12 protein-coding genes are annotated in these 18,480 nt (G+C 71.6%); 5 read left to right on the forward strand and 7 right to left on the reverse strand.

Annotation, left to right across the window (positions count from 1 at the left end; all coding sequences use genetic code 11):
* Nucleotides 1-114 precede the first annotated feature (114 nt).
* Complete coding sequence (locus ACIP6U_RS08490; RefSeq protein WP_401714301.1) at nucleotides 115-4,683, forward strand: FtsK/SpoIIIE domain-containing protein; 4,569 nt, start codon at nucleotides 115-117, stop codon at nucleotides 4,681-4,683.
* Nucleotides 4,684-4,851: 168 nt separating this feature from the next.
* Here the strand turns inward: ACIP6U_RS08490 and ACIP6U_RS08495 are convergent, their stop codons facing one another.
* From ACIP6U_RS08495 to ACIP6U_RS08505, 3 genes are all read right to left on the reverse strand, one after another.
* Nucleotides 4,852-5,229 carry a nuclear transport factor 2 family protein gene (locus ACIP6U_RS08495; RefSeq protein WP_024757633.1) on the reverse strand — a complete coding sequence of 126 codons (378 nt, stop codon included), beginning with the start codon at nucleotides 5,227-5,229 and terminating at the stop codon, nucleotides 4,852-4,854.
* Between the two features lie 84 nt (nucleotides 5,230-5,313).
* Entirely contained in the window at nucleotides 5,314-7,131 is a 1,818-nt protein-coding gene (locus ACIP6U_RS08500; protein WP_401714302.1) for a serine/threonine-protein kinase, read from the reverse strand.
* 92 nt (nucleotides 7,132-7,223) lie between these two features.
* Entirely contained in the window at nucleotides 7,224-8,072 is an 849-nt protein-coding gene (locus ACIP6U_RS08505; protein ID WP_401714303.1) for a menaquinone biosynthetic enzyme MqnA/MqnD family protein, read from the reverse strand.
* 296 nt (nucleotides 8,073-8,368) lie between these two features.
* Between ACIP6U_RS08505 and ACIP6U_RS08510 the strand changes: the two genes are divergently transcribed.
* Nucleotides 8,369-8,572 carry a cold-shock protein gene (locus ACIP6U_RS08510; RefSeq protein WP_003992177.1) on the forward strand — a complete coding sequence of 68 codons (204 nt, stop codon included), beginning with the start codon at nucleotides 8,369-8,371 and terminating at the stop codon, nucleotides 8,570-8,572.
* 165 nt (nucleotides 8,573-8,737) lie between these two features.
* Complete coding sequence (locus ACIP6U_RS08515; RefSeq protein WP_401714304.1) at nucleotides 8,738-9,391, forward strand: class I SAM-dependent methyltransferase; 654 nt, start codon at nucleotides 8,738-8,740, stop codon at nucleotides 9,389-9,391.
* A gap of 6 nt (nucleotides 9,392-9,397) precedes the next feature.
* Here the strand turns inward: ACIP6U_RS08515 and kstD are convergent, their stop codons facing one another.
* The 4 genes from kstD to ACIP6U_RS08535 all read right to left on the reverse strand — a co-directional run bounded on the left by kstD (nucleotide 9,398) and on the right by ACIP6U_RS08535 (nucleotide 16,017).
* Nucleotides 9,398-11,182: a 3-oxosteroid 1-dehydrogenase gene (kstD, locus tag ACIP6U_RS08520; protein WP_401714305.1), complete on the reverse strand. Its 1,785-nt coding sequence runs from the start codon at nucleotides 11,180-11,182 to the stop codon at nucleotides 9,398-9,400.
* A gap of 137 nt (nucleotides 11,183-11,319) precedes the next feature.
* Entirely contained in the window at nucleotides 11,320-12,426 is a 1,107-nt protein-coding gene (locus ACIP6U_RS08525) for a sugar ABC transporter substrate-binding protein (protein WP_401714441.1), read from the reverse strand.
* Between the two features lie 172 nt (nucleotides 12,427-12,598).
* Nucleotides 12,599-14,512: an AMP-dependent synthetase/ligase gene (locus ACIP6U_RS08530; protein ID WP_401714306.1), complete on the reverse strand. Its 1,914-nt coding sequence runs from the start codon at nucleotides 14,510-14,512 to the stop codon at nucleotides 12,599-12,601.
* Between the two features lie 206 nt (nucleotides 14,513-14,718).
* The gene (locus tag ACIP6U_RS08535; protein ID WP_401714307.1) at nucleotides 14,719-16,017 is read right to left on the reverse strand and encodes an acetyl-CoA C-acetyltransferase; all 1,299 of its coding nucleotides are present in this window, start codon (nucleotides 16,015-16,017) and stop codon (nucleotides 14,719-14,721) included.
* A gap of 111 nt (nucleotides 16,018-16,128) precedes the next feature.
* On the opposite strand from ACIP6U_RS08535, the gene ACIP6U_RS08540 reads away from it, so the two are divergent.
* The gene (locus tag ACIP6U_RS08540) at nucleotides 16,129-17,433 is read left to right on the forward strand and encodes a 3-oxoacyl-ACP reductase (protein WP_401714308.1); all 1,305 of its coding nucleotides are present in this window, start codon (nucleotides 16,129-16,131) and stop codon (nucleotides 17,431-17,433) included.
* Entirely contained in the window at nucleotides 17,433-18,470 is a 1,038-nt protein-coding gene (locus ACIP6U_RS08545) for a MaoC family dehydratase (protein WP_401714309.1), read from the forward strand. Before ACIP6U_RS08540 ends, ACIP6U_RS08545 begins: the two co-directional genes overlap by 1 nt.
* Nucleotides 18,471-18,480: the final 10 nt, after the last annotated feature.

An 18,480-nucleotide genomic window follows, 5' to 3' on the forward strand; every position in this document is an offset into this window, starting at 1 on the left:
CACAGGGGCCTCGTGCAAGGGAATCGTGAACCGTCGCACATCCCGTTGCGTACGGCAAAGGCTCTCGGGCTAAGGTCGCTCCCAGTCTGTGTTGAGTCTGTTGGGGGACCTAGCGTGCGCCTGAGTCTTACCGTCGTCGACCCGCTCGGCGGTGCCAGTGCCGACGTGGTGCTCGACGCCGATCCGGAGTCCACCGTCGGTGACATCACCGGGGAGTTGGCGAAGCATGTCGGTTTGAGCGGGAGTGCGCAGATCATTCCGATCGGCGCGCAGCGGGGCCTCGGCGCCGGCGGCTCCCCTCTCGCCTACGTCGACGGGTACGCCCTCGATCCCGCCGCCGACGTCGTCGGCTCTCCCCTGCGCGACGGTGTCGTCGTCAGCCTGCACGATCCGGCCGGGTGTCTGCTCGGTGAGCCCACCGGTGTCGTGGAGTTCCGGGTGGTGGGCGGTCCCGCCGCCGGGGCCGTGCACCGGCTCGGGGTGGGGAAGTACGACATCGGCAACGGACCGGCCGCACACCTCCGCGTCGACGACCCCGAACTCCCCGCCCGCGCCGCCACCCTCTCCATCGCCATCGACGGCACCTGCCAACTCGCCCTCCACGCAGGTAAAGAGACGAAAGACGCGGAAGACCAAGCCCGGCTCGACGGTGAGGACTTCACCGGCGGCGAATGGCCCCTCTCCTCTCAACTCTCCCTCGGCAACAGCCTGTTGGAGATCAACGCGTACGCCCCGCCCAACGCCGCACTGAAGTGGTCCGAGGACGGTTCCGCGCTCGACTACAACCGGCCCCCGCGGCTGCGGCCCGCCGACCGGCAGACCAGCTTCTCGCTGCCCAACCCGCCCAGCGACTACGAGGCCCGGCCGCTGCCCTGGCTGATGGCGGTGTTGCCGCTGGTCGGCGCCGTGGTGTCGGTGATGATGTTCGGGCGCTGGTACTACCTGATCATGGCGCTGATGAGCCCGCTCATGCTCTTCGGCAACTACTTCATGGACAAGAAGCACGGCCGCAAGTCCCACGCCAAACAGCAGAAGGAATACAAGGAGCACAAGGCTCGGATCGAGAAGGACGCGCAAGAAGCTCTCGTCACCGAGCGGTCCGACCGGCGGCAGGCCGTGCCCGATCCGGCCGCCGTGCTCACCTTCGGCACCGGCCCGCGCACCCGGCTGTGGGAGCGCCGGCGCACCGACGCCGACCATCTGCTGCTCCGCTTCGGCACCGGCCGCCTGCCCTCCGAGGTCGAACTGGACGACCCCGAGCAGGACGAGCACAAGCGCAAGGTCCGCTGGTACATCGAGGACGCGCCGGTCGCGCTCTCGCTGCGCGACCTCGGGGTCGTGGGAGTCGCCGGGCCCGGTGACTCCGCGCACGCGCTGGGGCGTTGGGCCGTCGCCCAGACCGCCGTCCTGCACAGCCCGATGGACGTGCAGTTCTACGTCCTCACCGACAACGACGCCCACGACCGCTGGGACTGGGTGCGCTGGCTGCCGCACTCCCGCCCGACCGGCGGCCAGGACGTCAACGTCCTCATCGGCACCGACGCCGAGACCGTCGCGGCCCGCGTCGGCGAGCTGACCCAGCTGCTCGACGGCCGCCAGAAGGCCCTCCAGCAGGGCGGCCGCAACAAGGCCGACGGTCCCGCCTTCACCGACCCGGACATCGTCGTCGTATGGGACGGCTCGCGGCGGCTGCGGTCCATGCCCGGTGTCGTACGACTGCTGCGGGAGGGTCCGGGGGTCGCGATCCGGTCGGTCTGCCTGGACGAGGAGGAGCGGTTCCTGCCCGGCGAGTGCCAGGCCGTGGTCGTCGCCGAGCCGCACCGGCAAGACGAATCCCCGGCCGCCGTGCCCGCCGCCGCCCAGTCCGCCGGTGGCTTCCCCTCCTTCCAGGCCTGGCACCCCAACGCCCAGCAGGACGACCAACAGGCCGAGCAGGTACTGGAGTTGCGGCTGCGGGTCGAGCAGAGCGGGGCGCTGCGCAAGCGGAACGTGCGGCCGGACTTCGTCTCCGCCGCCTGGTGCGCCCGGCTGGCCCGCTCCCTCTCCCCCCTGCGCGACATCAGCGGCGAGACCGAGGACTCCGCGCTGCCCGGCGCCAGCCGGCTGCTGGACGTGCTCCAACTGGAGCCGCCCACGCGGGACGCGGTGGCCGCGCGGTGGCGGATGGGCGGGCAGTCGACGATGGCCGTCATCGGTGAGTCGTACGACGGTCCGTTCGGCATCGACCTGCGGCGGGACGGCCCGCACGGGCTGATCGCCGGTACGACCGGTTCGGGCAAGTCGGAGCTGTTGCAGACCATCGTGGCGGCGCTCGCCGTCGCGAACACGCCGGAGAACATGACGTTCGTCCTGGTCGACTACAAGGGCGGCGCCGCCTTCAAGGACTGCGTCCGACTCCCGCACACCGTCGGCATGGTGACCGACCTCGACGCCCACCTCGTCGAGCGCGCGCTGGAGTCGCTGGGCGCCGAGCTCAAGCGGCGCGAGCACATCCTCGCCGCCGCCGACGCCAAGGACATCGAGGACTACCAGGACCTGGTGCGGCGGGAGCCGAGTCATCCGTCGGTGCCCCGACTCCTCATCGTCATCGACGAGTTCGCGTCGATGGTGCGTGACCTGCCCGACTTCGTCGCCGGGTTGGTGAACATCGCCCAGCGAGGGCGTTCCCTCGGCATCCATCTGCTGCTCGCCACCCAGCGGCCAAGTGGTGTGGTCTCCCCGGAGATTCGCGCCAACACCAACCTCCGCATCGCACTGCGCGTGACCGACGCCGGTGAGTCCACGGACGTCATCGACGCGCCCGACGCCGGGCACATCGCGAAGAGCACACCGGGACGGGCGTACGTCCGCCTCGGTCACGCCTCCTTGGTGCCCTTCCAGTCGGGGCGGGTCGGTGGCCGGCGTCCCGGTGCCGCCGATCCGGCGACGCTCGCGCCCTGGGCCGGGCCGTTGACCTGGCAGGACCTGGGGCGCGGGGCGCTGCAGAAGCCCAAGTCCGAGGCCCGCGAGGATGACGAGATCACCGACCTCAAGGTGCTGGTGGACGTCGTACGCGAGGCCAACACCGCCCTCGGCATCCCCGCGCAGCACTCGCCGTGGCTGCCCGCCCTTGACGACTCGCTGCTGCTCGACGACGTCCCGGCGGTGCAGGCCCAGGGCTCGCTGCCCGCCGCCCCGTACGGTGTGGAGGACCTGCCGGCCGACCAGGCCCGGCGTGCGGTCGCCGTCGACTTCGCGACCTTCGGGCACCTCATCGTGGCCGGCGCCCCGCGCACCGGCCGCTCGCAGCTGCTGCGGACCATCGCCGGTTCGCTGGCCCGCACCAACTCCTGTGCGGACGTGCACCTTTACGGCATCGACTGCGGCAACGGCGCGCTCAACGCGCTGACCCGGCTGCCGCACTGCGGCGCGGTCGTCGGCCGCAACCAGCTGGAGCGGGTGGAGCGGCTCATCGGGCGGCTCGGCAGCGAGGTGACCCGTCGTCAGGATCTGCTGGCCGACAAGGGGTTCGCCGACATCGGCGAGCAGCGGGCCGCCGTCACCGAGGAGGAGCGGCTGCCGCACATCGTGCTGCTGCTGGATCGCTGGGAGGGCTGGCTGCCCACGCTCGGCGAGCACAACCACGGTGAACTGACCGACCAGGTCATGGTGATGATGCGGGAAGGCGCGAGCGTCGGCATCCATGTCGTGATCACCGGTGACCGACAGCTGCTGGCGGGCCGTATCTCGTCGCTCACCGAGGACAAGTTCGGTCTGCGGCTCGCCGACCGTGCCGACTTCTCGATGCTGGACATCAACTCCCGCAAGGTGCCCGAGGAGATCCCGCCGGGCCGCGCCTTCCGCAACGAGACGGCCGCGGAGACCCAGTTCGCGTTGCTCTCCGAGGACACCACAGGGCAGGGCCAGAACGCCGCGCTGGTGGCGATCGGCGAGGCGGCGGCCGCCCGGGACGCCCAAGTCCCGCGTGAGCGGCGGCCGTTCCGGGTCGACGTGCTGCCGAGCCGGATCTCCTTCGAGGACGCGTGGGCGATGCGCGACCCGGCGACGGCCGGTACTCCGCTGTGGGCGATCGCGGGCGTCGGCGGCGACGAACTCACCGCGTTCGGCCCCGACCTCGCGCAGGGCGTCCCGGCGTTCGTGATCGGCGGCCCCGCCAAGTCCGGCCGCAGCATGGTGCTGTTGAACTTCGCCCGCTCCTACCTCACCCAGGGTGTACGGCTCGTCGTCGCCGCCCCGCGTCCCTCCCCGCTCCGTGAACTCGACGGCCAGGAGGGCGTGTTGAAGGTCTTCACCGGGCGGGACGTCGACGAGGACGAGCTGGAGGAGCTGGTCGGGACGGCCAGCCCGGCGGAGCCGATCGTCGTCCTGGTCGACGACGCCGAGGTGCTGGACGACTGCGACGCCGAGGACGTCTTCAAGCGCATCGTCGAACGCGGCGTCGAGGAGGGCCTCGCCGTCGTGATCGCCGGTGACGAGGACGAGATCTGTGACGGCTTCTCCGGCTGGCAGGTGGACGCGAAGAAGGCCCGCCGCGGCATCCTGCTCTCCCCGCAGGAGTCCGGCTCCGGCGAACTCATCGGCATCCGCACCAACCGCAGCATGGTCGGCGGCCCGGTCACCCCCGGCAAGGGCATGCTCCACCTGGGCGGCGGGGACCACGTCACGGTGACGACGCCGCTGTAGCGAGGAGGGGCGACCTCCGGTCGGCCCGCGGCCAGTGCTGTGACCGCATCCACCGGTTCAACGAGATCGGCCTGGCCTGCCTGGACCCTCCGTGAGCGGGAGGCCGGGCAGACCCGGAGCCCCGAACGGGGCCGGTTCAGGAGAAGGACGGCGCCGGAGGAGAGCGACTCAGGAGGCGGACGGCTCGATCTCCCCCGCGAAGACGATGACCTGGTCGATGAGGCTCCGCCGCAGATGGACGACGTCCGTTCCCGCCAGGCGGGGGCCTCCGTCCGGCGTCGTGAAGACCCACTGGTACCGGGCCCACTCGTCCGGCATGTCCACCGCCGAACAGCGCACCATCGTGCCGGTCCCCGCGGGGTGGCGCCGGATGTCCAGCACGAACCGCTCGACCGCCTCGATCCCCTCGCTGCGGCCCAACGGTCCCCAGAAGACCACGTCCGAGGTGAGGGCCTGGGAGAGCAGCGCAGTCACATAGCTGTCGTCCGAGGCGTTGAACGCGGAGATGAACGTGTCGATCGCGGACCGTGCGGTCTCTTCCTGCATGCACCAGTAATACCAGCCGCCTCGCGGACCGCGCTCGTCCCGTGAACCGTCTCCCGACCACGGTGAGCCATCCCGGTCACAGCACTAGTTGGCCCGCGACATCCGAGACGTCGGATTCCCCTCCGCCTCGCTGTCCGACACGTACTTGAGATCGTCGCCCACCAGCGACAACCGCACCGTGTGCGGTGTCGGATTGCATCCGTCGTGGTTGGACGCGGCGCCGGTCGACGTGGCGACGATCTCCTTCTTGGTCACCGACTTCACGGTGAGGTTGTCGTCGCAGGTGCCGCCGAGCTGGTCGGTCTGGCGCAGGGTGCCCAACGCCTCGCCCACGGCGGCCTGTCGGACGGTCAGCCGGAAGGTGCCGACCGGGAGCGTGCCGTCGAGGGCGAGGGCCGAGCCCTCCCAGGTGCCGAGGTAGGAGGCGGGGACGGCGGACCCGGCGGTCTGACCCGCGCTCGTCGGGCCGGGGCTCGGCTCCTTGCTGCCGCTGGGCCCGGAACTGGGCTTCGGGCTCGCCGAGGAGCCGGGCTCGTTCCCCGAAGTGGCCGCCGGCGCCGAGGACTTGGCGCCCGTGTCGCCCGACGCGTCGTTGTTGTTGCCGCCGTTCGGCATCAGGTCGAACAGGAACACCGACCCCACCGTCACCGCCGCCAACGCCCCCGCGACCGCCAGCGCCACGGTGCAGCTCATCCGGCGCCCGCGCCCCCCGTTCCCCGGCGCGGACGACGCGGCGACGGACACGGACAGCTTGCCGGGGCGCTCGTTCCCGGTGCCGGACGCCCCCGTCGTCTCCTGCGGAGTGGCGTCACGCGGCTCGGGAACGCCGGTGGGCGCGGAGACGGGCGTGGATGTCGGCGTGGCCGCAGGCATGGGCGGAGCCATCGTCGGCGGCGGCCCGAACTGCCCCACGGAACCACTCGAATCGACCGACGGACTGCTGAACCCCACCGGCCCGGAAGCCGCCTCCCTCAGCCCCGTTCCCCCTTGCCCCGTCTCCCCCAGCACCGCCTCAAGATTCAGCAGCTGTACGGCACTCCGGCTCACCTGCTCCACCAGCGCCCCCGGCAGCCACCCGCCCGCCACCAGCCGGGCCGTCCCCTCGGGAGCGAGCCGGCGGGCCAGTTCGGGTGGGGTCGGCCGGGCGGTCGGGTCCTTGACCAGGCACGCCTCGACCACCTCCCGCAACTCGCCCTCCAGCGAGCCGAGTTCGGGCGGCTCGTGGACGACCCGGTAGAGCAGGGCGGCCGACGAGTCGCCCGGGAACGGGGGTTCGCCGGTCGCCGCGTACGCCAGTACCGCTCCGAGCGAGAAGACGTCGGCCGCCGCCGTGGCGCCCTTGCCGAGGATCTGCTCGGGGGACATGTAGCCGGGCGAGCCGATGGAGACGCCGGTCGAGGTGAGGGACGCGGTGCCGTCGGTGGCGCGGGCGATGCCGAAGTCGATGAGCAGGGGGCCGTCCAGGGTGAGCAGGACGTTGGACGGCTTGACGTCCCGGTGGACCAGGCCCAGTTCGTGCACGGCCGTCAGCGCCTCGGCGAGACCGGCACCCAGGACCCGTACCGAAGGGGCGGGCAGCGGGCCGCCGTCCGTGACCGCGCCGGTCAGGGACGGGCCGGCCGCGTACGCCGTGGCGACCCAGGGGACGGCGGCCTGCGGGTCGGCGTCGAGCACCGGCGCGGTCCAGGCGCCGCCCACCCGCCGGGCCGCGTCCACCTCGCGCCGGAAGCGGGCGCGGAACTCCTCGTCGAGGGCGAAGTGCGGGTGCACGATCTTCACCGCGACCGTGCGGCCCCCGGCACTGCGGCCCAGGTAGACCCGGCCCATCCCGCCGGAACCGAGCCGGCCGAGCAGGCGGTAGGGCCCCACGACGGTGGGCTCGTCGACTCCGAGCGGTTGCATGACGTCCACCCCTCCCCCGTAACGAGTAGAAGGTTAGTGCGCCGACGGCCGTCGGAAGACTCCCCGCCGGCTACGGATCGCCCACGGATCGGCTACGGCTGGAGCAGATTCACCTTCAGGTCCGCCGGGAGACCGCTCGTCGGTCCGATCCGGCGGGCGAACTCCTCGACCGCCGCCAGCTGGGGGGCGCCGAAGTCGAAGTTGAGGGTCGTGAAGTACTGCTCCAGGACCTGCTCGTCGAAGACCTCCCAGCGGGCCGCCTGCTCGGCGACCTTGCCGACCTCCTCCAGGGAGAGGTTGCGGGAGGCGAGGAAGGCCTCGTGGACCTTGTGGGTGATCTCCGGCTCGCGTTCCAGGTAGTCGCGGCGGGCCGCCCAGACGGCGAAGACGAAGGGCAGTCCGGTCCACTCCTTCCAGAGCGCGCCGAGGTCGTGCACCTGGAGGCCGTAGCGCGGGCCGTCGTGGAAGTAGGCCCGCAGCGCCGCGTCCCCGATCAGGACCGCCGCGTCCGCCTCCTGCATCATCAGGCTGAGGTCGGGCGGACACGTGTAGTAGTCGGGGGTCACGCCGTAGCGGTCCGCGAGGAGCAGCTGGGCGAGGCGGACGGAGGTGCGGGAGGTCGACCCGAGGGCGACCCGGGCGCCGTCCAGCTCCGTCAGCGGGACCTGGGAGACGATGACGCAGGACAGGACGGGACCGTCGCAGCCGACGGCGATGTCCGGGAAGACGACCAGGTCGTCCGCGTGCTTGAGGAACTCCGCGGTGGCGATGGGACCGATGTCGAGGTCGCCCCGCACCAGCTTCTCGTTGAGCTTGTCCGGGGTGTCCTTCGTGAGCTCGATGTCGAGGAGGGTGCCGGTCCTCGCGAGCCCCCAGTACAGGGGCAGGCAGTTCAGGAACTGGATGTGTCCGACGCGCGGCCGGGTGCGAGAATTGTCCACATCGCGAGGCTAGACCCTGCGGCACGTGGTATGGCGACCGCCCCCGCCGCCCCACCGTCAACGCGACACGCCCGAGATCAAACGTTCCGGTGACGTGATCTTGGCCTCTATTGCTTTCGGGTGCCTGCATGCTAGGCTCGCCGCAAGTTGCAGTTTGGTTTCCCTTGCAGTACAGAGCCTGCGGAGCATGTAACCGCGGGCTCTAGTCGTTTTCAGACGTATGCAGTAGTGCGGGACTTGTTTTCACACGTGCAGGGTTCTGGAGCAGGGCGACCCTTTGGGCCCAAGGAGGGCTTATGGCTACCGGAACCGTGAAGTGGTTCAACGCCGAAAAGGGCTTTGGATTCATCGCCCAAGAAGGCGGAGGCCCCGACGTCTTCGTTCACTACTCCGCGATCAACGCGTCCGGTTTCCGCTCGCTCGAGGAGAACCAGCAGGTTTCCTTCGACGTGACCCAGGGTCCGAAGGGCCCGCAGGCGGAGAACGTCACGCCGGTCTGATGTGACCTGGGCCGTCGGCCCGGCGATCTGAGTACGAGTTGCACTACCCAAGGAGCCCCGTGCCGCAAGGCGACGGGGCTCCTGCCTTTGTGCTGCGCGGGCGGAGGTGGTGGGGTCTTCGCAGGTCGGGCACGTTGTCAGTGGTCGTCGGTAGCGTCCGGGGGCATGACCGAACCCGACTTCGTCGCAGCGACCCGCACGTTCTACGACACCATCGCCGAGGACTACGCAGACCTCTTCCGTACCGAGCTGACCAAGCCCGTGGACCGGGCGATGTTCGCCGCCTTCGCGGAGCTGGTGGGGCCCGGCGCGCGCGTGGCCGACCTGGGCTGCGGGCCGGGGCGGATCACCGCCCACCTCGCCTCCCTGGGCCTGTCCGTCGTCCTCGGGCTCGACCTGTCGGAGTCGATGCTCGCGATCGCCCGGCGGGAGCATCCCGAGCTGCGCTTCGAGCACGGCTCGATGCTGGCGGTGGACCTGCCCGACGGGTCGCTCGCGGGTGCCGTGTCCTGGTACTCGTCCATCCACACCCCTGTGGACGAACTCCCCGCGCTCTTCGCCGAGTTCCTGCGCCTGCTCGCCCCCGGCGGGTATCTGCTCCTCGCCTTCCAGGTCGGCGACGAGCCGCGCCGCCACGACCGGCCCTTCGGACACGACGTACAGCTGGACTTCCTGCGGCGCCGGCCCGAGCAGGTCCTCCCGCTGCTGCTGGCCGCCGGGTTCGCGCCCGTCTCCCAGACCGTGCGTGAACCCTGGCCCAACGAGTCGACCCCCCAGGCCATCCTCCTCGTCCGCAAGAGCCCCTCGGAAACGCCCTGAGCGCCCCTACAGCACCCCCGCCAGATCCCGCGCCGCGATGTACCCGAACGTCATCGCCGGACCGATCGTCGAGCCGGCGCCCGCGTAACTGTGGCCCATCACCGCCGCGCTGGCGTTCCCGGCGGCGTACAGGCCCGGGATGACCGAGCCGTCGGAGCGCAGCACGCGCGCCCTGGCGTCGGTCACCAGGCCGCCCTTGGTGCCGAGGTCGCCGGGGACGATCTTGAAGGCGTAGTACGGGGGCAGCCACAGGGGCGCGAGGCAGGAGTCGGGGAGGACGGCGGGGTCCGTGTAGTAGTGGTCGTACGCGCTGTCGCCGCGGTGGAAGTCGGGGTCCTTTCCCAGCAGGGCTTGAGAGTTGAAGCGGCTGACCGTGGTGCGCAGGGCGGCCGCGGGGACGCCGATGGACGCGGCGAGGGCGTCGAAGGACCAGGCCTTGTGGGCGGCGCCCGAGCCGTACCAGTCGGCGGGCAGGACGAAGGTCGGGGCGATGTCCCTGAAGAGGTAGCGGTTGCGGTAGTTCTGGTCGACGACCAGCCAGGCCGGGATGTCGGGGTCGGTGGGGTTGCGGTCGTACATGGTGTGGACGACGTCGCTGTAGGGGGCGGCCTCGTTGACGAAGCGGCTGCCGGCCGCGTTGATCATCAGGCCGCCGGGGAGGGTGCGTTCGGCGAGGCAGAAGTACGGGTCGCCGGGCAGCGGGATCGCCGGGCCCCACCAGGCGTCGTCCATCAGGGCGAGCGCGCCGCCGGCCTGCTGGCCGGCCCGGATGCCGTCGCCGGTGTTCTCCTTCGCGCCGACGGTCCAGTCGGTGCCGATCGGCTGGCGCTGGTACTGGGCCCGCATGGCCGCGTTGTGCTCGAAGCCGCCGGAACCCACGACGACACCGCGCCGGGCGCGCAGGAGACCGGCGGCGCCCGCGCGTGTGACGACGGCCCCGGTGACGGCGCCGCCCTCGACGTACAGGCTGGTGAGCGGGGTGTTCAGCCATACCGGGACGCCGGCGCTCTGGAGCCCGGCGCGCAGTCCGGCGGCCAGGGACTGGCCCATGGTGAGCGGTTTCTGGCCCAGCAGGGCGGCCTTGGTGCCGCGGGCCAGGCACTCGGCGGCGACGGCGGCGCCCTTGACGTTCACGGCGGAGAGGGCGAGCCATTTGTAGTCGGCGCTGAAGACGACGAGGCCGGCCGGGACGTCCAGGTAGGGCGGGTTGAGGTGGGCGAGTTCGGCGCCGAGGACGTTGCCGTCGAGCTGGTCGGGTTCGATGGAGCGGCCGTTCGGGAGGCCGCCGGGGAGTTCGGGGTAGTAGTCGCTGTACCCCTCCATCCAGCGGAAGCGCAGCGGGCTGTTGGCCATGACGAAGGAGATCATCGCCGGGCCGTGCGCGAGGAAGGCCTGCTGCCGGGAGGCCGGGACGTCCGGGCCGACGACCGCGGCGAGGTAGGCGGCGGCCTTGGCGGGCGTGTCCGGGACGCCCGCGGCCAGCAGCACCGGGTTGTTGGGGATCCAGATGCCGGCCCCGGACCGGGCCGCCGAGCCGCCGAAGGTGGCCGCCTTCTCGACGACCACACAACTCAGGCCCGCCTTGGCCGCGGTGAGCGCGGCGGTCATGCCGGCCGCCCCGGAGCCGATCACGACGACGTCGTACGTGCCCAGGAGCGGCGGGTCGGCGGCGGTGGCCGTACCGGCGCCGGTCGCGAGGGCGACGCCGGCCGCCGCGGAGGTGCCGAGCACCTGTCTGCGGGTCGGCAGCCCGATGGGTCTGCCGGGCTCCCTGTACGTGCTCGTGGACATCTCGGGTTCCTCCTGCCGAACGAGGACAAGGAGACCGGAATGTCGCGCGAGGGTCTTGTGAAGTCAATAACTATCGGAGCCGAAATACCCTGCTCTGTAAGCGAGTTGACCCTGTGGGTCAGGTGTGGCCCGGTGGCTCAGTTGAGGCCGATCTGCGCGCAGTCCGCCGCGTAGGCCTGGGTGCAGATGTCCTTGACGGTGTAGACGCCGTCCGCGATCAGCGTCTGCTTGATGTTGTCCTTGGTGAGGGCGACCACCGGCACCAGGTTCGCGGGGATGTCCTTCTGCGTCGGGCTGTCGACCCGGTCCTGGGTCAGCGCGTCGAACTCGATGTCGCGGCCCTGGACCCGGGCGACCGCCAGCTTCGCGGCGCCGGTGGCCTCCAGCAGGAAGGACTTGTACACGGTCATGTACTGCTCGCCCGAGACGATCCGCTGGACGGCGTCCAGGTTCGCGTCCTGCCCGGTGACCGGCGGGATCTTGTCCGCGCCGGCTTCCTTGAGGGCGTCGATGACGGCGCCGGCCATGCCGTCGTTGGCGGAGTAGACGGCGGCGATGTTGTCGAGCCCGACCGACTGGATCGCCTTGAGCATGTTGGCCTTGGCGGTGGCCGGCAGCCACTGCGGGGTCTCGTACTCCTTGGCGATGACGACCTTGCCCTTGAGCTCGCTGAGCGCGCCGGCCTTGAAGCTGCCCGTGTTGGGGTCGTTGACGTCGCCGTCCATCATGACGATCTTGCTGGTCGCCGCCTTGTCGCCGAGGGCGGTGACGACGGCCCGGCCCTGTACCTCGCCGACGAGTTCGTTGTCGTGGGAGACGTAGGCGTCGATCGGGCCCTGCGCGAGCCGGTCGTAGGCGATGACCGGTATCCCGGCGTCCTTGGCCTTCTGCACCTCGGCGGAGATGGCCTTGGAGTCCAGGGCGTCCACCAGGACGACGTCCACCTGGTCGTCGATCATCTTCTGGAACTGGCTGCTCTGTTTGGCCACGCTCGCCTCGGCGTTGGCGTAGACGACCTTGCCCTTGCCGTTCGTGAGGGAGGTGACCTGCCGCTTGATGATCGGGTAGTCGAACTTCTCGAAGCGTGCCGTGTCCTTGTCCGGCAGCAGCAGACCCACCGTGACGTCGTCGCCCTTCGTCGGGGACGAGGAGCTGCCGCCCCCGCTGATGGCGTCGACGGCACCGCACGCGGTGAGGGAGAGGGCGGTGCTGAAGGCGGCCAGGACCGTGGCTGAGCGGCGCACAGCGGTCCGGCGGAGGGGAGCGTTCACGACGGGGCCTTCCGAGCGGGCGGGGCGTGGGGGGAAGCGGTTTCTCGAGGGTCCGCGGGGGACGCGTGGATACCCGAGTGGCCGACAGCCAACCGTCACACGTGTGTTACGTCAAGATGTTGTCGTAACAAGGCGAGGGAGCTCCCTACTTCGTGTACAAGCCCTCCACATCCGCCGCGAAGTCCTTCATGACCGACTCCCTGCGGAGCTTCATGGAGGGCGTCAAATGGCCCTCCGCCTCGGTGAAGTCGCGGGGCAGGACGGTGAATCGGCGGATCGACTCGGGGCGGGAGACCATCTTGTTGGCCTCGTCCACGGCGCGTTGGAGGACCTGGCGCAACTCCTCGTCATTGACCAGAAGTTCGGCCGGAACCGGATGCTTGCCGTTCATCTGGCGCCAGTGGGTGATCCCGTCGAGGTCGAGGGTGATGAGCGCGGAGACGTAGGGGCGGCGGTCGCCGAGGACCATGCACTGGGAGATCAGGGGGTGTTGGCGCAGCCAGTTCTCCAGCGGGGCCGGGGCCACGTTCTTGCCGCCCGCGGTGATCAGGATCTCCTTCTTGCGGCCGGTGATCGTCAGATAGCCCTCGTCGTCCAACTGGCCGATGTCACCGGTCGCGAACCAGCCGTCCGTCGACGCGGGCACCACACCGCCCGCGTGCGGGTCCCAGTAGCCGCGGAAGACGTGTCCGCCGCTGAGCAGGATCTCGCCGTCGGACGCGATCCGCACCTTCGTGCCCGGCATGGGCCAACCCACCGTGCCCAGACGGGGTTTGAGCGGCGGGGTGCAGGTCGCGGCGCCGGTGGACTCGGTGAGGCCGTAGCCCTCGTAGATCTCCATGCCCGCGCCCGCGTAGAACGCGGCGAGACGGCGGCCCAACGGCGAGCCGCCGCAGATGAGTTGGCGGATGCGGCCGCCCATGGCGTTGCGGATACGGCGGTAGACGAGCGGGTCGTAGAAGGTGCGGGCCGTTTTCAGGGCCGTGCCGGGGCCGGACCCGGTGCCCGCGTGCCGGGCCTCCATGGCCTCGCCGTAGCGCTGGGCCACGCTCGCGGCGCGGTCGAAGGACGAGGCCCGGCCGCTGCTCTCGGCCCTGGCGCGGGCGCTGTTGTAGACCTTCTCCAGCATGTAGGGGATGGCGAGCAGGAAGGTCGGCTTGAAGCTGCCGAGGTCCGCGATGAGGTCCTCGGACTGGAGGCTCGGCGCGTGGCCGAGGCGGACACGGGCGCGTATGCAGGCCACGGCCACCATGCGGCCGAAGACGTGCGACATGGGCAGGAAGAGGAGGGTGGCGGGCTCGTCCGAGGTCTTCGACTTGAAGACGGGGTAGAGGAGTTCGACCGCGTTGTCGACCTCGGCCAGGAAGTTGGCGTGCGTGAGCACACAGCCCTTGGGGCGGCCCGTGGTGCCCGAGGTGTAGATGACGGTGGCGAGGGTGTCGGGGACCAGCATGCCCCGGCGTACGGAGATCTCCTGGTCGGGGACCGGCTGTCCGAGCTCCGCGAGCCGGTCCAAGTGGCCTTTCTCCACGACCCACATGTGGCGCAGGTCGGGCAGCCGGTTGAGTTCCGGGCCGAGCGCCGAGGCCTGTCCCGCGGTCTCCGTCACCAGGGCCACCGCGCCGGAGTCCTGGAGGATCCACCGGGTCTGGAAGACCGAGGAGGTGGGGTAGATCGGGACGGTGACCAGGCCGGCCGCCCACGCGGCGAAGTCGAGCAGGGTCCACTCGTAGATCGTCCGGGCCATGACGGCGATCCGGTCGCCGGGCACGAGCCCCTCCGCGATCAGCCCTTTGGCCAGGGCCAGCACCTCGTCCGCGAACTCCGCCGCGGTGACATCGGCCCAATCCCCGTCCTGCGTACGGCGGCTGAGCACGCGCGCCCCGGGGGCGGCGGCCGCGTTGTCGAACGGCAGGTCCGCGAGCGAGCCGTGCGTGGACGGCATGACGAACGCGGGCACGGACACCTCCCGCACCACCCCGTCCAGCCGCACGATCTCGGGTTCCACGAGCTGAGGCACGCCGTCGTAGTCGGCGGCGGACGGGTAGGGCACGGACATGGCAGCTCCTGGGGCGCGCAGCTCGGTACCGCTCTGCTGCTTTGGTACGGATTTCGCATACCAAGTCGTTCACCGGCGGCCTGCGGCGGAAGGAGTTACCGGCGGTCAGGTTGGCGATCGTACGGGGCCCACGTGGGGGGTTGGTAAGGGTTCCACGGCGATCCGGGGCCGGGCTTGTGCAACCTCGGGGGTTATGTGACAAGAGTTCACGTTCGCTCCAGAACGGCCGTCACCCCCTGGCCGCCCGCCGCGCACACCGAGATCAACCCGCGCCCCGGTCCGCCCCGTTCGGCCAGCAGTTTCGCCAGGGTCGCCACGATACGGGCCCCGGTCGCCGCGAAGGGATGGCCGGTGGCCAGCGACGACCCGGCCACGTTCAGCCGGGCCCGGTCGACCGGCGCGAGCCCGCGCTTCTCCCAGGCCGCGAGGGTCGCCAGCACCTGGGAGGCGAACGCCTCGTGCACCTCGACGAGGTCGAAGTCGGCCAGGGTCAGCCCCGCGCGCTCCAGCATCCGCGGGACCGCGTACGCCGGTGCCATCAGCAGCCCGTCCTCGCCACCCACGACATCGCCCGCCACGAAGTCGACGGCCGCCGTCTCGTAGGCCGTGAGATAGGCCAGCGGCTCCAGGCCGCGCGCCCGCGCCCACTCCTCGGACGCCAGCAGCACGGTCGCCGCCCCGTCGGTCAGCGGGGTCGAATTGCCTGCCGTCATCGTCGGGTTGGGCGCGTCGAGGCCGAACACCGGCTTCAGGGAGGCCAGTTTCTCCACGGTCGAGCCCGGCCGCAGATTCTGGTCGCGCGCCAGGTCCCGGAACGGCACCACCAGGTCCTGGAAGAAGCCCCGTTCGTACGCCGCCGCCAACCGCTGATGACTCGCCGCCGCCAGCACGTCCTGCGCCTCGCGCGCGACGCCCCAGGCCCGCGCGGTCACCGCCGCGTGCTCACCCATCGACAGACCGGTGCGCGGCTCGGCGTTGCGCGGGATGTCGGGGACCAGGTGGCCCGGGCGGATCCGGGACAGGGCCCGCAGCCGGGCGCCGGCCGACTTCGCACGCCGGGTCTCCAGCAGGATCCGGCGCAGCGCGTCGTTGACGCCGAGGGGCGCGTCGCTGGCTGTGTCGGCGCCGCCCGCGATCGCCGACTCGGTCTGCCCGAGGGTGATCTTGTTGGCGGCGGCGATCACCGCCTGGAGCCCGGTGCCGCAGGCCTGCTGGATGTCGTACGCCGGTGTGCGGGCGTCCAGCCGGGAACCGAGGACCGTCTCGCGCGCGAGGTTGAAGTCCCGGGCGTGCTTGAGCACCGCGCCGGCCACGAACTCGCCGACGGCGCCCGGCTCTTCGAGCCCGTACCGGTCGACCAGCGCGTCCACGGTCGCGGTCAGCATCTCCTGGTTCGACGCGGTGGCGTAGGGGCCGTCGGAGCGCGCGAACGGGATCCGGGCGCCGCCGATGATCGCCACGCGGCGCGTGCGCGGGAGTGCGAGGGGCTGCTCAAGGGGGCTCATCTCGACCGGTTCCTCACCTGTGACGTAGGCTTACCTACGGTAACCTTACTTCAGAGTAAGCAACGTGGACCTGACGGTGGACCCAGTGCGGTCCCGAATGGGGAGATGGACATGGCGGACCGCTATCTGAGCTTCACCGGCACCGCACCCGGCCGCTTCCTGACCCGCCGCCTCGGGCTGCCGCAACCGGCCCCGCTGCGCCGCTGGTCCCCCACGGCCCCCGCCTTCACCGGCGGCCTGCGCCACCTCACCGCCGGCAAGTCGGACCTCGACCTCGAACCGGTCCTCGCCCGTACGGAGCCCGCGGCCGGCCCCGCCGACGAACCGGCCGCCGTCGTCCTGGACGCCACCGGGGTACGGGACATCGAGACCCTCGCCGAGGTGCACGCGGCCCTCCACCCCGTCGTCCGGTCGGTCGCGAGCAGCGGCCGGATCGTCGTGCTGGGCGCGCCCCTGGACGCCGACGACCACCACCAGGCCGCCGTCCAGCAGGCGTTGGAGGGTTTCGTCCGCTCGCTCGGCAAGGAGATCGGAAGGGGCAGGACCGTGAACCTCGTCCGCCTCACCGACGCCCCAGCCGCCGAGTCGACCCTGCGCTTCCTCCTCTCCCCCGGGTCCGCCTACGTCAGCGGCCAGGTGATCGCCGTCGACGCGCGCCCGGTGACCCAACCGGCGGACGCGCAGCGGCCGTTGGGCGGGCGCACCGCGCTGGTCACCGGCGGCGCGCGCGGGATCGGCGAGGCGGTCGCCGAGACGCTGGCCGAGGACGGCGCCGAGGTCGTCGTACTCGACGTGCCGCAGGCCGAACAGGACGCGCGACGGGTGGCCGAACGGCTGGGCGGCAGCGCGCTCCTGCTCGACATCACCGCGCCGGACGCCGGCGAGCGGATCGCCGAAGCACTCCCCGACGGTCTCGACGTCCTCGTCCACAACGCGGGCATCACGCGGGACCGGCGACTGGTCAACATGCCGGCGGAGAGATGGAGTTCGGTCCTCGACGTCAATCTGGCGAGCGTGCTGCGGACGACGGACGCGCTGCTCGCGGCGGGCACCCTGCGCGAGGGCGGCCGTGTCGTCGCCACCGCGTCGATCGCCGGCCTCGCGGGCAACGCGGGCCAGACGAACTACGGCGCCAGCAAGGCGGGCATCGTCGGCCTGGTCCGCTCCCTCGCGCCGCGCGCGCTCGCCGAGCACGGGGTCACCGTCAACGCGGTCGCGCCGGGCTTCATTGAAACGAAGATGACGGCCGCCGTCCCGCTCCTCATCCGGGAGGCGGGCCGCCGCATGAACTCCCTCGCCCAGGGCGGGCTGCCCGTCGACGTCGCCCGCACCACGGCTTGGCTCGCCCACCCGGCCTCCGGCGCGGTCAACGGACAGGTCGTCCGGGTCTGCGGCCAGAGCCTGTTGGGGGCGTGATGTCCGTAGTCCTCGCGCAGTCCCCCGCGCTCACGCCGCTCCTCGCCCGGGGCGCCCTGCTGTCCCCCTTCAAACGGCCGCGCCCGGACGCGGAGTTCCCCCACGACCGCCTCGTGCTGGCCGCCCCACGCATCGACCTCGCCCGCCTTGCGGCGTACGAGCGCGTGTGCGGCTTCGCGACCGGCGACGACGCGCTGCCCCTCACCTATCCGCACGTCCTGGGCTTCCCGCTGGCCATGCGCCTGATGAGCCGCCGGGACTTCCCACTGCCGCTGCTCGGCCTCGTCCACACCTCGATCGACATCACCCGCCCCGGGCCCCTCCTGGCCACCGGGGAGTACGAACTCGCCGTGCGCGTCGAGGGGTTGGCCCCGCACCGCCGCGGCACAGAGGCGACGGTGGTGACGGAGTTGCGGGGTGGCGGGGAGGTGGTGTGGGGGTCACGGAGCACGTACCTGGCCCGGCATCGGGGCTCCGGCGGGGACGGGGAGAAGGTCGAGCGGACGGCGTCGCGCGCGGACGGCGAGGGCCGCGCCTCGGGCGACCGGGCGCCGTACGCGCGGGGGCCTGGCCAGCCGCTGCCCGCCGGCGAGCGGCGCCGGTCCCTCGACGACGCCCCGGACGCGCGCGAGCCGCTGCCCGCCACCGGCTCCGGGCAGGGCCGGGCGCCGTCCGCCGGCGCCACGGCTGAGGGCCCGATTGCCGAGCCCCTGCCCGCCGTCGCCGAGTGGCAGCTCGCCGGGGATGTCGGCCGTCGCTACGGTGCCGTGTCCGGGGACCGGAATCCGATCCACCTCCACCCGCTCACCGCCCGCCTGTTCGGCTTTCCCCGCGCCATCGCGCACGGCATGTGGACGGTGGCCCGCTGTCTGGCCGCGCACGGGACACCGGACGCGGTGCGGGTGCGGGCCGAGTTCCGGGCGCCGGTGTTGTTGCCGGGGACGGTGACGTACGCGGCCGAGGGCGGGCGGTTCGAGCTGCGGGGTGACGAGGAGCGGGTGCATGTGTCGGGGACGGTGACCCCGCTCGGGTCCTGAGCGAACGGGG

The sequence above is a fragment of the Streptomyces sp. NPDC088794 genome, from assembly GCF_044750545.1.
GTDB lineage: Bacteria > Actinomycetota > Actinomycetes > Streptomycetales > Streptomycetaceae > Streptomyces.

Bases quoted from the DNA above. Each gene is read 5' to 3' on its own strand.
- ACIP6U_RS08495 (WP_024757633.1), bottom strand. From the start codon at position 5,229: ATGCAGGAAGAGACCGCACGGTCCGCGATCGACACGTTCATCTCCGCG.
- ACIP6U_RS08500 (WP_401714302.1), bottom strand. From the start codon at position 7,131: ATGCAACCGCTCGGAGTCGACGAGCCCACCGTCGTGGGGCCCTACCGC.
- ACIP6U_RS08510 (WP_003992177.1), top strand. From the start codon at position 8,369: ATGGCTACCGGAACCGTGAAGTGGTTCAACGCCGAAAAGGGCTTTGGA.
- ACIP6U_RS08515 (WP_401714304.1), top strand. From the start codon at position 8,738: ATGACCGAACCCGACTTCGTCGCAGCGACCCGCACGTTCTACGACACC.
- kstD (WP_401714305.1), bottom strand. From the start codon at position 11,182: ATGTCCACGAGCACGTACAGGGAGCCCGGCAGACCCATCGGGCTGCCG.
- ACIP6U_RS08530 (WP_401714306.1), bottom strand. From the start codon at position 14,512: ATGTCCGTGCCCTACCCGTCCGCCGCCGACTACGACGGCGTGCCTCAG.
- ACIP6U_RS08535 (WP_401714307.1), bottom strand. From the start codon at position 16,017: ATGAGCCCCCTTGAGCAGCCCCTCGCACTCCCGCGCACGCGCCGCGTG.
- ACIP6U_RS08540 (WP_401714308.1), top strand. From the start codon at position 16,129: ATGGCGGACCGCTATCTGAGCTTCACCGGCACCGCACCCGGCCGCTTC.
- ACIP6U_RS08545 (WP_401714309.1), top strand. From the start codon at position 17,433: ATGTCCGTAGTCCTCGCGCAGTCCCCCGCGCTCACGCCGCTCCTCGCC.